Here is a 12,825-nt window from a genome sequence, read left to right as displayed (position 1 = left end):
AGGCCAAGGGGTTCCTGACTGCCACCCTGGCTGTTCGCGGCCTGCCGGGCCATCGGGCCCGGACCCCATTTGCGGGGGCACCGATGGTGTAGGCGGGACGGGGTCGCCGACCCGGTACCTGCCTCCTGTTCGGGTGGCCCATAGTGGAAGCACCTGCGACGAAGGAGGAGGTCAGGTACGCCGTGTCCCTGTTCTGGCGGATTTTCGCGCTCAACGCCCTGGTGCTCGGAGGTGCCACGGCGCTGCTGCTGTGGGCGCCGGTGACGGTCTCCGTGCCCGTACTGCTCACCGAGACGGTGATCCTTCTCGGCGGGCTCGGCGTCATGCTCGTCGCCAACGCGGCACTGCTGCGCATCGGCCTGGCGCCGCTGGACCGGCTGACCCGGCAGATGACCACCGTCGACCTGCTCCGCCCCGGCGGGCGGCTGCCCGTGCCGGGCCACGGCGGGGTGGGCGAACTGATCGCCGGCTTCAACGACATGGTCGAGCGGCTGGAGGCCGAACGTGCCGCCAGCAGCGCCCGCGCCCTGGACGCCCAGGAGTCCGAGCGGCGCCGGATCGCGCAGGAACTGCACGACGAGGTCGGCCAGAGCATGACCGCGGTCCTGCTGACGCTGAAGCGGGCGGCCGACCACTCCGGGGGGCCGGTGCGCGAGGACGTGCGCCTCGCCCAGGAGACCACGCGTGCCAGCCTCGACGAGGTCCGCCGGCTCGCCCGCCGGATGCGGCCCGGCGTCCTGGAGGACCTCGGGCTGGTCAGCGCGCTGACCGCGCTCGCCTCGGAGTTCGCCACCCACACCGGGCTGCGTGTCCGGCGCCGCTTCGACAGCGGCCTGCCCGCCCTCGACCGGATGAGCGAGCTCGTGGTGTACCGCGTCGCGCAGGAGAGCCTGACCAACGTCGCCCGGCACGCCGAGGCGCGGCACGTGACCGTCGAACTGAGCGGTACGGCCGGGTCGGTGACGCTGACCGTCAGCGACGACGGGCGGGGCGTGGGGCTGGCACGGGACGGCGCCGGCATCCGCGGGATGCGCGAGCGCGCGCTGCTGCTGGGCGCCGCCTTCGAGATCCGCCCCCTGCCGGGCGGCGGCTCCGCGGTGCGGCTCACGGTGCCGGTGCCGGCGGCGCCGGTGGCTTCGGTTCCGGCGGCGCACGCCTCGGCCCCGGCCGCTCCCGCGGCGCACGCCTCGGCCCCGGCCGCTCCCGTGGCTCCCGCCGCCCCCGCCGCTCCCGAGGAAGGGCTGCCATGACGGGCACGCCGGAGATCCGGATCCTGCTGGCCGACGACCACGCGCTGGTGCGCAGGGGCGTACGGCTCATCCTCGACGGGGAGCCCGGCCTGCGGGTGGTGGCGGAGGCGGGCGACGGCGCGGAGGCCGTCGAGATGGTCCGCACCCGCGAGGTCGACCTCGCGGTCCTCGACATCGGCATGCCGCGGATGACCGGCATCCAGGCCGCGCGCGAGATGTCGTCGCTCCGTCCGGGGCTGCGCATCCTGATGCTGACGATGTACGACAACGACCAGTACTTCTTCCAGGCCCTGAAGGCGGGGGCCTGCGGCTACGTCCTGAAGTCCGTGGCCGACCGCGACCTGGTGGCGGCGTGCCGGGCGGCGATGCGCGGCGAATCCTTCCTCTACCCGGGCGCCGTGACGGCGCTGATCCGCAACTACCTGGACCGCGCGCGCCTCGGCGAGGACGCGGAGGAGGAGATCCTCACGGCGCGGGAGGAGGAGGTCCTCAAGCTGGTGGCGGAGGGACAGTCGTCCAAGGAGATCGCGGAGACGCTCTTCATCAGCGTCAAGACCGTCCAGCGCCACCGGGCCAATCTGCTGGGAAAGCTGGGACTCCGCGACCGTCTGGCCCTCACCCGCTACGCGATCCGCTCCGGCCTGATCGAACCCTGAGACCGCGCTCCCGAGCCGCCGGTCCGCCGGGTGCCTTCCGAGCACCCGGCGGTCCGACGGACGCCCCCGAGCCCCCCGCCCCGCCGTGCACACCGGCGGCCTTCCCGCGACACCGCCCCGTCCCGTCCCGCCCCGCCTGCCCGGACGATGTCCCGGCAGGCCGCGGGGGCCGCTACAGCGTCTCGCTCAGCGAGTCCGCCGGCCGGCGCCGCGCGGTGCGGGCCGCCGGGAGGGCGGCCGCGGCGACGGCGCCCGCGACCGCGGCGGCCGCGACCGCCAGCAGCACGGTGACCGGGGGCGCCTGCGCGACGCCCGCGCCCATGCCGCTCGTCCGGGCCTGCGCGTCCACCAGCCAGTGGCCGGCCAGCGCGCCGGCCGTCGTGCCGAGTGCGGCGGAGAGCAGCGCGGTCAGACCGGCGGCCGTCACGATCACCGCACCGATCTGACGTGGCGTCAGCCCGATGGCTCTGAGGGCGAGCAGGTCGCGCGCCCGGTCGCGCACCACCGTGCCGATGAGGGTGAGCAGTTCGATCAGGCCGATCAGCCCGAGGACGCCGATCAGTGCGGCGATCACCACGCGGGCGGCTTCGAGGCGGTCCGCCGGGTTGGGGGTCTCCCGGACCTCCAGCGTGCCGTCCGATGCCGCGGACACCCGGGTGGCGACCGTACGCGGGTCCGCACCGTCGGCGAGGACCAGCGCGTGGAAGCCGGGACGCAGCAGCGGGTCCCGTTCGCGCAGCGTGTCCAGGGTGGTGGTGACGACCCGGCCGCCGGACTCCGGTTCGATGCTGCGGCCGACGAGGTGCAGGATCTGCGGCCTGCCGCCGACCGTCATGCGGACCCAGTCGCCGACCCGGGCGTCGAGCAGGTCGAGGAGCCCTTGCCCGGCGACGGCCTCGTCCGGTCCGGTGGGGGAGCGGCCCTCGGCCACCGCCGAGGGGTACGGATCGCCGGCGGTTCCGAGGCCGCGCAGGGTGATCGTGCCGGTCTGTCCCGCCACCAGGGCGGCCATCTCCGCGCCGGGATGGGCCGCCGCGACGCCCGGCACCCGTGCGAGGGTCTCCCGCAGTTCGGCGTCCGCCGGCCCGCCGGGCTGTGCCGCGCGCACGGTCAGGGCCGACGCCAGGCCCATGCGCTCGGGACGGTCGCGGAACTGGTCCAGGGTCGACCAGGCGACGAGGGCCACCGTGATCAGGACGAGGGGCAGCGCGAGCCGTGCCACCTGGAGCACCGTGCGCCCCCGCCGGGGGAACGCGGCCCGCCAGCCCAGCACCAGCGCCGGCGGCACCCGCAGCCCGAGGGCCCGGCGTCCGAGGGCGGTCATCGGCGACGGGAGCGGCTGCGCCGCCCGGGCGGCGGGCACCGGCGGCACCCGGCCGGCCCGCCACGCGGCGAGCGAGGTGGCCGCCGCGATGAGCAGCACGGCCCCGGCCGGCACACCGGTCAGGACGGCCGCCCGGCCCGGAAGGTCCTGCCACACGGAGACGGCGTCGCCGATCCGGCCCGGTATCCGGGAGCCGACGACCGCGATGGCGGCGGCCCCGAGCGCCACGCCGAGCAGGGCGAACGCCAGATGCTGGAGGAGGAAGGCCCGCACCACCTGGCCCGGGGTGAAGCCGACGGCCTTGAGCACGGCGATGTCCCTGAGCTGTCCGCGGACCCGGGCGGCGACGGCCCCGGACGCGGCGAGCGAGGCGGCCAGCAGCGCGCCGAGCCCGAAGACGGCGAACATCCGGCCGAGCAGCCGGTCGTCGTCGCCCGCCTCGGCCCGCGCCTGCTGCCACTTGGTGACCTGGGCGACCCGGTCGGCGCCGAGCAGGGTGACGGCCCGCTGCACCATGAAGTCGGTGTCGTCCGGGTCGGCGAGACGCAGGCCCACGGTCTGGTCGTGCGAGCCGGGGGCGACCGTGTCGAGGGCACCCGGCAGCGTCCAGCCGATCCCGGGGTCGCCCCCCGGCCGGTAGCGCGGTTCGGCGGCCTCGGCGACGCCGGCGACGTGCATCGCGCGGGAGGTGCCGTCCGGGCCCGTGACGCGGACGGTGTCGCCGGGTTCGGCCCACAGGGCGCGGGCGACGGAGCTCTCCAGGACGATCTCGTCCGTCCGGGACGCGAGCCACTGCCCCTCCGCCAGCAGTGGCCGGCCGGTCCCGGGGAGCTGCGGTCCGGTCGCGCGGAGCTCGATGCGCGCCTGCGCGCCGCGGGAGCCGACGGTGGCGTCGGCCGTGCGGTACGGGCCGGCCAGGGACGCCGTGCCGTCGAGCCGGGAGAGCGCCTGCGTGTCCGCGCCGCCTCGGGTGTGGAGCCATATGTGGGCGCCCTGGGACTGGTTGAAGACCCGCTGCCAGGGGTTGGCGGCGTAGCCGAGCAGCGCGCCGGCGAGCAGCAGCGAGGCGATCACCCCCGCGCTGGCCAGCACCACGAACAGCGCCTCGCCGCGGTGCGCGCGCAGATCGGCGTTGGCCCAGCGCAGAGTCGCCCGCACGCTCACTCCCCCAGTTCGAGCACGCCCGACACTCCGTGCCGTGTGCCGCGCGCCCGGCCGCCGAGCACCGCGTCGTCGACCGTCCGTCCGTCGAAGAAGCTGATGACGCGGTCGGCGGCACTGGCCATCCGGGCGTCGTGGGTCACCATCAGGATGGTCTGTCCGCGCTGGTGGAAGCGGCTCAGCAGCCGCAGCACCTCGCGGGTGCCCTTGCTGTCGAGGCTGCCGGCCGGTTCGTCGGCGAGCAGCAGCGCGGGGTGGTTGACGAGGGCTCGCGCGAGGGCGACGCGCTGCTGCTCGCCGCCGGACAGTTCACCGGGCACCGACCTCTCGCGGCCTTCCAGGCCGAGCTCGGCGAGCAGCTCCGCGCGGGAGGCGCGGGCGGCCGCGGGGGAGGCGCCGGCGAGCAGCGCCGGCAGTTCGACGTTGTCGGCGACGGTGAGGTTGGAGACCAGGTTGAAGAACTGGAAGACGATGCCGACCCGTCGCCGCCGCAGCATCGCCCACCGTGCCTCGCGGTACTGGTCGACGCGTTCGCCGTCGAGCCACAGCCGTCCGCTGTCCGGGCGCTGGAGTCCGCCCATGAGGTGCAGCAGGGTGGACTTGCCCGCGCCGGAGGGGCCGGTGACGGCGATGAACTCGCCGGGCTGGACGGTCAGATCGACGCCGCGCACGGCGTGCACCGGTGCGCCCTCGCCGTGGTGGGTCTTGGTGAGCCCCTCGGCGCGCAGGATCGGGGTGGAGCCCGCCCCGCTTCCCGCGTCCGGGCCCTCCCCGCTTCCCGCAGCCGGGCCCGCCCCGTTTCCCGTCTCCGGCCCCGACCCGCTGCCCGCGTCCCGCCCCGGGGCGGGCGGCTCGCGGCGGTCGCCGGCGGGTGCGGCGTCACTCATTCCAGCTCCTCCTGACAGCGTTCCAGCCAGTCCAGATCGGCCTGGAGATGGAGCATGGCCCCCTCGATCAGCAGCTGGGAGATCCGGTTGTCCCGGTCCTCGGCGGCGGCCAGCCGTGACAGCTCGCGCATGGTGTTGAGGTACTGCCGCCGCTGCCGGTTGATCAGCGCCACGGGGTCGGCGAGCCCCGACTCGGGCGCGAGGGCGAGCTTCATGAAGAACTCGTCCCGTACACGCGGCTCGTCGTGGGTCTCCTCGAACCAGGCCAGCACCGCCTCGCGCCCCGCGGCCGTCAGCCGGTACGTGCGCTTGTTGGGCCGGCCCGACTGCTCGACGTCCTCGCCGTCGATCAGGCCGCTCTTCTCCAGCCGGCCGAGAGTGACGTAGATCTGGCCGACGTTCGGCTGAGGGTACGCGGCGCCCAGGAGCTTCTCAAGGTCCAGCTTCAGCTCGTAGCCGTGCGCCGGACCACGCGTGAGAAGTGCCAGGAGCGGCAGCCGCACGCCCGTCCCCTCTCTCCCGCTCCGTGGTTTCCCGCCGGCCCGGCGCCCGCCGGACGGCCCGGCGGTCGGGCCGGTCCGCCCGCACGTCTAGTATCGCCCATGCCTAACGGGTATATATAGGCCACGATGGTCGGCGGCGCAGCCGGGTCGTGCTGGGAGGAACCTATGCGGTGGATGCGTGCCGCGGGTAGAGGACTCCTGGTCGCGGCGGTGGTGCTGGCCGGCTACGCCGGTTTCGGCGCGCGCGGCGGACCGGACGGGCAGGCGCCGCCGGGCCGCGGGCCGATGACCCTGGTGACGGCCGGTGATCTGACCGGCTACCTGCCGCCGCTGATCCGGGAGTGGAACGAGCGGCATCCCGGCGAGCGGGTCACCCTGGTCGAGCTGCCCGACTCGGCGGACGAGACCCGTGCCCAGATGATCAGCGAACTGCGCTCCGGCAGCGACCGGTTCGACGTGCTCAACATCGACGTCGCCTGGACGTCGGAGTTCGCGGCGGCGGGCTGGATAGCGCCGCTGGAGCGCGACCGCTTCCCGCTGGAGTCCTTCCTGCGGCCGGTCGTGGACACCGCGACCTTCGAGAGCCGCCTCTACGCAGTCCCCTATGTGACCAACGCGGGACTGCTGTACTACCGCAAGGACGTCCTGGAGCAGGCGGGCGAGAAGCCGCCGCGGACCTGGGACGAACTGGCCCGCCAGGCGCGGACCCTGGCGCCGCGCCACGGACTCGGCGGCTACGCGGGCCAGTTCCTGCCGTACGAGGGCCTGACGGTCAACGTCACCGAGGCCGTCCACTCGGCGGGGGGCTCGGTGCTGCGCGACGACGGTGCGCGGGTGAGCGTGGACTCCGGGGCGGCCCGGGACGGTCTCTCCTTCCTCGCCGGCGGCGTGCGCGAGGGGTGGATCCCCCGCGAGGCGCTCGGCTGGAAGGAGGAGGAGTCGCGGGAGGCCTTCCAGGACGGCCGCCTGCTGTTCCTGCGCAACTGGCCCTATGTGTACGCCGAGGCGGCCGGGGACCCGCGGGTGGCCGGCCGGATCGGCGCGGTGCCCCTGCCGGGACCGGACGGCCCCGGCACCAGTGTGCTCGGCGGCTCCAACCTCGCGGTCAGCAGCCACTCGCGCCATCCCGCGTCGGCCGCCGACCTCATCGCCTATCTGACCGGCGAGCAGGTGCAGCGCCGGGTGCTCACCGAGGGCGCCCTCCCGCCCGTGCGGGCCGCGCTCTACGAGGACCCCGCGCTGATCCGCGACCACCCCTATCTGCCGACCCTGCGCGAGAGCGTGCTCACGGCGGTGCCCCGGCCCAAGAGCCCGCGCTACGACCAGGTGAGCCTCGCCGTGCAGGCGGTCGCGCAGGACGTCATGACGCTGCGCCAGACACCGGACCGGGCCGTGGGGCGCCTGGCCCGTGAGCTGTCGGAGATCTCCCGACGAGGCTGACGGGTCCGCGCTCTCCTGTCCACCCCTACCTGCGTGTTAGGTAGGGGTTTTCTCGTTTCCGGGTGCCGATCTCCGGCTGTTACCGGGCAAATCCCGCCAGCGGCCCCTGGTTTCTGCCCTCACCGTTGACACCTGTCCGACACGGCTACTTAACATGTATGCATAAAGACGTTCCCGTTCCGGGACGCCCTCGCATCCAGCAGAAACGGTTGACGCGAGATGCCCAGCACCCTTGTGGCCGGCACAGGCCGCCTCTCCCGCGCCGCCGCGGCCCCCGGCGACTGGTGGCGCGACGCCGTGATCTACCAGGTCTACGTCCGCAGCTTCCTCGACAGCACCGGGGACGGCATCGGGGACCTGGCAGGCGTCCGCGCCGGACTGCCCTACCTCCGCAAGCTCGGGGTGGACGGCATCTGGCTCAGCCCGTTCTATCCGTCGCCCCAGCACGACCACGGCTACGACGTCGCCGACTACTGCGACGTGGACCCGGTATACGGCGACCTCGGCGAGTTCGACCGGCTCACGGCCGACGCCCGGCGCCTCGGGCTGAAGCTGCTCCTCGACATCGTCCCCAACCACTGCTCCAGCGAGCACCCCTGGTTCCGCGAGGCCCTCGCCGCCCCCGCCGGCAGCCGGGCCCGCGGCCGCTTCCACTTCGCACCCGGCCGGGGGCCCGGCGGCGACGAGCCCCCCAACAACTGGCACGCCATGTTCGGCGGCCCCGCCTGGACCCGGGTGACCGAGCCCGACGGCACCCCCGGGGAGTGGTACCTCCATCTGTTCACCCCGGAGCAGCCCGACCTCAACTGGCGCGACCCGGCCGTCGGGGACTCCTTCGAGTCGGTGCTCCGCTTCTGGCTGGACCGCGGCGTGGACGGTTTCCGCATCGATGTCGCGGCCGGCCTCTTCAAGCACCCCGCACTGCCCGACTCCGACGACCCGGAGGCCGACGAGCGCAGCCGGGACTCCGTCAACCCCCTCGCCTGGAACCAGCCCGAGGTGCACGAGGTCTGGCGGCGCTGGCGCCGGGTGTGCGACGAGTACGCCGCGCTGGACGGCCGCGATCGGCTGCTCGTCGGAGAGGTGTCCGTGCCCACCGCGCGCGAGCACGCCGAGTACGTGCGTCCCGACGAACTGCACCAGGCCTTCTTCTTCGACCTGCTCAGCGCACCCTGGGACGCCGCCGCGTTCCGGTCCGTCATCGACGAGGCGGTCAGGGACATCGCCGGTACCGGGTCCACCGTCACCTGGGTGCTCAACAACCACGACCAGGTCCGCACCGTCACCCGCTACGCCGGCGAGCCCGGCGTGGAGGGCAGCGGACTCGGCGCCGCCCGCGCCCGCGCCGCCGCGCTGCTGATGCTGGCCCTCCCCGGCGCCGCCTACGTCTACCAGGGCGAGGAACTCGGGCTCCCCGAGGTCCTCGACCTGCCGGACGAGGTGCTGACCGATCCGATCTTCCGCCGCACCGGCAGCCGCAAGCACATCCGCGACGGATGCCGCGTCCCGCTCCCCTGGTCGGGACACGCCTCCCCGTTCGGCTTCAGCCAGGGCGCGTCCGGAGCCCGGCCCTGGCTTCCCCAGCCCGAGTGGTTCGCCGACCACGCCACGGACCGGGCCCTCGCCGACACACGGTCCTTCTGGCACCTGTACCGCGACGGCCTCCAGCTGCGGCGCTCGCTGCCCCAGCTGGGCGACGGCACGCTGCGGTGGCTGGACGCCCCGCCGCAGGTGCTGGCGATGGTCCGCGGCGACGGACTGGTCTGCGCGGTCAACTTCGGCACCGAACCGGTGCCCGCCCCCGTCACCGGCATCCCGCTGCTCTCCAGCGCGCCCTGCCCGGCCGGAGTGCTGCCGGGCGCCACGGCCGCCTGGTGGACGGCCGACCACGGCGGCGAACAGCCCGCCTCCCCCGACTCCTGACACCGACCCGCCCCGAGGAAGGACCCACCATGCGACCCCTGTCCCGCACCCCCCGGCGCATCGCGGCCACCGCGTCCGCCGCTCTCGCCGTCGCCCTCACGGCCACCGCCTGCGGCGGCAGCACCACCCCCGCGAGCGGAGGTGAGCTCAGCGGCAAGACGGTCACCGTGGCCGGGGTGTGGACCGGCAGCGAACAGAAGAACTTCAAGAAGGTCCTCGACGCCTTCACCGAGAAGACCGGCGCCAAGACGGTGTTCGTCCCCTCCGGCGACAACGTCTCCACCTTCGTCGGCAGCAAGATCGAGGGCGGCAACGCCCCCGACGTCGTGATGGTCCCGCAGGTCGGCGTGCTCCAGCAGTTCGCGAAGGAGGGCTGGCTCCAGCCCCTGTCGGACACCGCGGAGAAGACCGCGACGGACGGCGTCGCCCCCGTGTGGAAGGAGTACGGCACGGTCGACGGGGAGTACTTCGGCCTCTACTTCAAGGCCGCCCACAAGTCGACGGTCTGGTACAGCCCCGACGCCTTCGCCCAGGCGGGCGTCAGCGAGCCCGGCACCTACGAGGAGCTGCTGGAGACCGGGCGCACCCTCGCGGACTCCGGCCGCCCCGCGTTCGCGGTGGCCGGCGAGGACGGCTGGACCCTGACCGACTGGTTCGAGAACATCTACCTCTCCCAGGCGGGCCCCGAGAAGTACGACCTGCTCGCCAAGCACGAACTGAAGTGGACCGACGCGAGCGTCGTCACCGCGCTCACCACCCTCGGCGAGGTCTTCAAGGACAAGCAGCTCGTCGCCGGCGGCGCCCAGGGCGCGCTGCAGACCGACTTCCCGGGCTCGGTCGAGCAGGTCTTCGGCCCCGAGCCGAAGGCCGGCATGGTCTACGAGGGCGACTTCGTCGGCGGCGTCGCCAAGGACGAGTTCGGCCGCAAGCCGGGCGAGGACGCGAAGTTCTTCCCGTTCCCCGCGGTCGGCGGCGGCAAGGCGCCCGTGGTCAGCGGCGGCGACGCGGCGGTCGTCCTCAAGGACGGCAAGAACGCCGAGGCGGGCATGAAGCTGCTGGAGTTCCTGGCCACACCCGAGGCCGCCGAGATCTGGGCCGGCGCCGGCGGGTTCCTGTCGCCGAACAAGAACGTGAGTCTCGACGCCTACTCCGACGACACCACCCGCAAGACCGCCGAATCCCTGGTGGCGGCCGGCGACGCGGTCCGCTTCGACATGTCCGACCAGGCGCCCGCGGCGTTCGGCGGCACCAAGGGCGCGGGCGAGTGGAAGATCCTCCAGGACTTCCTGCGCGACCCGTCCGACCCGGCCGGCACCGCCGCCGAGCTGGAGGCCGCGGCGGCCAAGGCGTACGGGAACTGAGGCCGCGGACCATGGCCGACACCCACACGACCCGCGCCGCGGCAGGCCCGCGGCGCGGGGCCCCGGATCCCCGCCGCGGCGCCCGTCGCCGCAGGCGGCTGATCGCCGTCGCCTTCGTCCTCCCCGCCCTGCTGCTGCTCGGCGCCCTGGTGGTCTACCCGGTTGCCTTCTCCGTCGGGCGCAGCCTGTTCGACGCGAGCGGCGACCGGTTCGTCGGAGCCGGGAACTACGCCGAGATCTTCCGGGACCCCGCCACCCTCAAGGCGATCCGCAACAGCACCGTCTGGGTCGTCGTCGCGCCCTCGCTGCTGACCGGCCTCGGCCTGGTGCTCGCCGTGCTCACCGAGAAGGTGCGCTGGGCCACCGCGTTCAAGCTGGTGCTGTTCCTGCCCATGGCCGTCTCCTTCCTGGCCGCGGGCATCATCTTCCGGCTCGCCTACGAGCAGGACCCGGACCGCGGTGTGCTCAACGCGGTCGTCACCGAGGTCCACGACGTCTTCGAGGCGCCGGCCGCCTTCCCGACCGCGCGGGCACGCGAGGGCCAGGGCCTCACCGGCGGCGCGGGCGGCCCGTACACCACCTCCGCCGCCCACGGCCCCGGCGATCCGGCCGCCCTCGGCTTCGTCGGCGTCGCCCCCGAGGACATGCCCGGTGACGCCGCGGCCGCGTCCGCCGCCCCACCGGACGCCGGCGAGTTCGGGGGAGTGGTCTGGCTCGACTTCGCCCCCGGCGGCAAGGGCACCCCGGGCAAGGTCGACCCCGGTGAGAAGGGCCTGCCCGGGATGACCGTCGAGGCCGTGCGGGACGGCAAGGCGGTCGCGACGGCCACCACCGCCGCCGACGGCTCCTTCCGCTTCGACGGCTTGGACGGCGACGGCTGGGTCTACCGCCTGCCGGCCGCCAACTTCGCTCCGCCCTACGCGGGCGTGAGCTGGCTGGGCCCCGCGCTGGTCACCCCGGCGATCATCGGCGCCTACCTGTGGGTGTGGACCGGCTTCGCCATGGTGCTCATCGGGGCGGGCCTCGCCTCCATCCCGCGCGACGCGCTGGAGGCGGCCCGGATGGACGGGGCGAGCGAGGGCCAGATCTTCCGCAGGATCACCGTGCCGCTGCTCGCGCCCGTGCTCACGGTCGTCTTCGTGACCCTCGTCATCAACGTGATGAAGGTCTTCGACCTCGTGTGGATCATCGCGCCGGGCCCGGTCCAGGAGGAGGCCGGAGTGCTGGCGACCCGCATGTGGCTGGTCTCCTTCGGCGGCGGCAACGACCAGGGGCTCGGCAGCGCGCTCGCCGTCCTGCTGCTCCTCCTGGTCGTCCCCGCGATGATCTTCAACATCCGGCGTTTCCGAAGGAGCGGCGCATGAGCGGCCACGTCACGGCCGACCGGCGGCCCGTCACCACCGTGCCCGCGAAGGACCTCCCCGGCCGGCGCCCGCCCCGCCGCGGCGGCCGGATCGGACGGCTGCTGAGCAGCTCGGCCGTCCAGGCACTGCTGATCGTCGTCGCCCTGGTGTGGATCACCCCGCTCGCCGGGCTGTTCCTCTCCTCGCTGCGCGACGAGAACGAGAACGCGGCGGGCGGCTGGTGGACCTCCTTCACCGACCCCTCCCAGCTGTCACTGGACAACTACACCGCGCTGTTCCAGGACTCCGGCATCACCACCGCCTTCTGGAACACGGTGCTGATCGCCGTCCCCACCACCGTGCTGGTCGTCGGCATCGCGGCCCTCGCCGGCTACGCCTTCGCCTGGCTGGAGTTCCCCGGCCGGGACGCGATCTTCCTGGTCGTCGTCGGCCTGCTGGTGGTGCCCGTGCAGATCGGTCTGCTGCCGGTCGCCAAGCTCTTCGGGGCCGTCGGTCTCTTCGGCACGGTGGCCGGTGTGATCCTCTTCCACGTCGCCTACGGACTGCCCTTCGCGGTGTTCCTGCTGCGGAACTACTTCGCGGAGATCCCGCGCGAGATGCTGGAGGCCGCCCGGATGGACGGCGGCGGCGAATGGCGGATCTTCTCCCGCCTGGTGCTGCCGCTCGGCCGCCCGGCCATCGCCAGCCTCGCGATCTTCCAGTTCCTGTGGGTGTGGAACGACATGCTCGTGGCGCTGCTCTTCGCCGACAGCGGCTCCCAGCCGCTGACCGTCGCGCTCCAGTCCCAGATGCGCCAGTTCGGCAGCAACATCGGCGTGCTGGCCCCCGGGGCGTTCCTCTCCCTGGTCGTGCCCCTAGTCGTGTTCTTCGCCTTCCAGAGGCACTTCGTCCAGGGAGTCATGGCCGGATCCGTGAAGTAGCCGCGGCCCCGCCGACGCGGCCCGCCCACCGGGGGC

10 protein-coding genes are annotated in these 12,825 nt (G+C 73.9%); 7 read left to right on the top strand and 3 right to left on the bottom strand.

Features of this window, described 5'->3' with window-relative positions; all coding sequences use genetic code 11:
- The first annotated feature begins 182 nt into the window (after positions 1 to 182).
- Positions 183 to 1,250, top strand: coding sequence for a HAMP domain-containing sensor histidine kinase (locus IAG43_RS03040; RefSeq protein ID WP_187739200.1), 1,068 nt, complete (start codon positions 183 to 185; stop codon positions 1,248 to 1,250).
- Positions 1,247 to 1,906, top strand: coding sequence for a response regulator (locus IAG43_RS03035; protein WP_187739199.1), 660 nt, complete (start codon positions 1,247 to 1,249; stop codon positions 1,904 to 1,906). Before IAG43_RS03040 ends, IAG43_RS03035 begins: the two co-directional genes overlap by 4 nt.
- Positions 1,907 to 2,078: 172 nt before the next feature.
- Here IAG43_RS03035 and IAG43_RS03030 read toward each other — a convergent pair whose 3' ends face one another.
- From IAG43_RS03030 to IAG43_RS03020, 3 genes are read right to left on the bottom strand one after another with little or no spacing between them, the layout of a single operon-like run.
- Positions 2,079 to 4,388 carry an ABC transporter permease gene (locus IAG43_RS03030; protein WP_187739198.1) on the bottom strand — a complete coding sequence of 770 codons (2,310 nt, stop codon included), beginning with the start codon at positions 4,386 to 4,388 and terminating at the stop codon, positions 2,079 to 2,081.
- Positions 4,389 to 4,390: 2 nt separating this feature from the next.
- Positions 4,391 to 5,278 (bottom strand): ABC transporter ATP-binding protein, encoded by an 888-nt coding sequence (locus IAG43_RS03025; RefSeq protein ID WP_246574048.1) that lies wholly within the window; start codon positions 5,276 to 5,278, stop codon positions 4,391 to 4,393.
- The gene (locus IAG43_RS03020) at positions 5,275 to 5,781 is read right to left on the bottom strand and encodes a PadR family transcriptional regulator (protein ID WP_147991933.1); all 507 of its coding nucleotides are present in this window, start codon (positions 5,779 to 5,781) and stop codon (positions 5,275 to 5,277) included. Before IAG43_RS03020 ends, IAG43_RS03025 begins: the two co-directional genes overlap by 4 nt.
- Positions 5,782 to 5,946: 165 nt before the next feature.
- Between IAG43_RS03020 and IAG43_RS03015 the strand changes: the two genes are divergently transcribed.
- From IAG43_RS03015 to IAG43_RS02995, 5 genes are all read left to right on the top strand, one after another.
- A complete protein-coding gene (locus IAG43_RS03015; RefSeq protein WP_187739197.1) occupies positions 5,947 to 7,221 on the top strand; it encodes an ABC transporter substrate-binding protein in 1,275 nt (424 codons plus the stop codon).
- 219 nt (positions 7,222 to 7,440) lie between these two features.
- Positions 7,441 to 9,144, top strand: coding sequence for a glycoside hydrolase family 13 protein (locus tag IAG43_RS03010; protein ID WP_187739196.1), 1,704 nt, complete (start codon positions 7,441 to 7,443; stop codon positions 9,142 to 9,144).
- A 29-nt stretch (positions 9,145 to 9,173) separates the two neighbouring features.
- Positions 9,174 to 10,505 carry an ABC transporter substrate-binding protein gene (locus tag IAG43_RS03005; RefSeq protein WP_187739195.1) on the top strand — a complete coding sequence of 444 codons (1,332 nt, stop codon included), beginning with the start codon at positions 9,174 to 9,176 and terminating at the stop codon, positions 10,503 to 10,505.
- An 11-nt stretch (positions 10,506 to 10,516) separates the two neighbouring features.
- The gene (locus tag IAG43_RS03000; RefSeq protein ID WP_187739194.1) at positions 10,517 to 11,869 is read left to right on the top strand and encodes a carbohydrate ABC transporter permease; all 1,353 of its coding nucleotides are present in this window, start codon (positions 10,517 to 10,519) and stop codon (positions 11,867 to 11,869) included.
- Entirely contained in the window at positions 11,866 to 12,789 is a 924-nt protein-coding gene (locus tag IAG43_RS02995; protein WP_246574047.1) for a carbohydrate ABC transporter permease, read from the top strand. The genes IAG43_RS03000 and IAG43_RS02995 overlap by 4 nt, the downstream gene beginning before the upstream one ends.
- The last annotated feature ends 36 nt before the right edge of the window (positions 12,790 to 12,825 follow it).

The sequence above is a fragment of the Streptomyces genisteinicus genome (assembly GCF_014489615.1).
Taxonomy (GTDB): Bacteria; Actinomycetota; Actinomycetes; order Streptomycetales; family Streptomycetaceae; genus Streptomyces; species Streptomyces genisteinicus.
This window is presented reverse-complemented; position numbering and strand designations above follow the sequence as displayed.

Coding starts and splice junctions, on each gene's coding strand:
- IAG43_RS03005 (WP_187739195.1), top strand. CDS start 9,174: ATGCGACCCCTGTCCCGCACCCCCCGGCGCATCGCGGCCACCGCGTCC.
- IAG43_RS03015 (WP_187739197.1), top strand. CDS start 5,947: ATGCGGTGGATGCGTGCCGCGGGTAGAGGACTCCTGGTCGCGGCGGTG.
- IAG43_RS03035 (WP_187739199.1), top strand. CDS start 1,247: ATGACGGGCACGCCGGAGATCCGGATCCTGCTGGCCGACGACCACGCG.
- IAG43_RS03025 (WP_246574048.1), bottom strand. CDS start 5,278: ATGAGTGACGCCGCACCCGCCGGCGACCGCCGCGAGCCGCCCGCCCCG.
- IAG43_RS02995 (WP_246574047.1), top strand. CDS start 11,866: ATGAGCGGCCACGTCACGGCCGACCGGCGGCCCGTCACCACCGTGCCC.
- IAG43_RS03000 (WP_187739194.1), top strand. CDS start 10,517: ATGGCCGACACCCACACGACCCGCGCCGCGGCAGGCCCGCGGCGCGGG.
- IAG43_RS03010 (WP_187739196.1), top strand. CDS start 7,441: ATGCCCAGCACCCTTGTGGCCGGCACAGGCCGCCTCTCCCGCGCCGCC.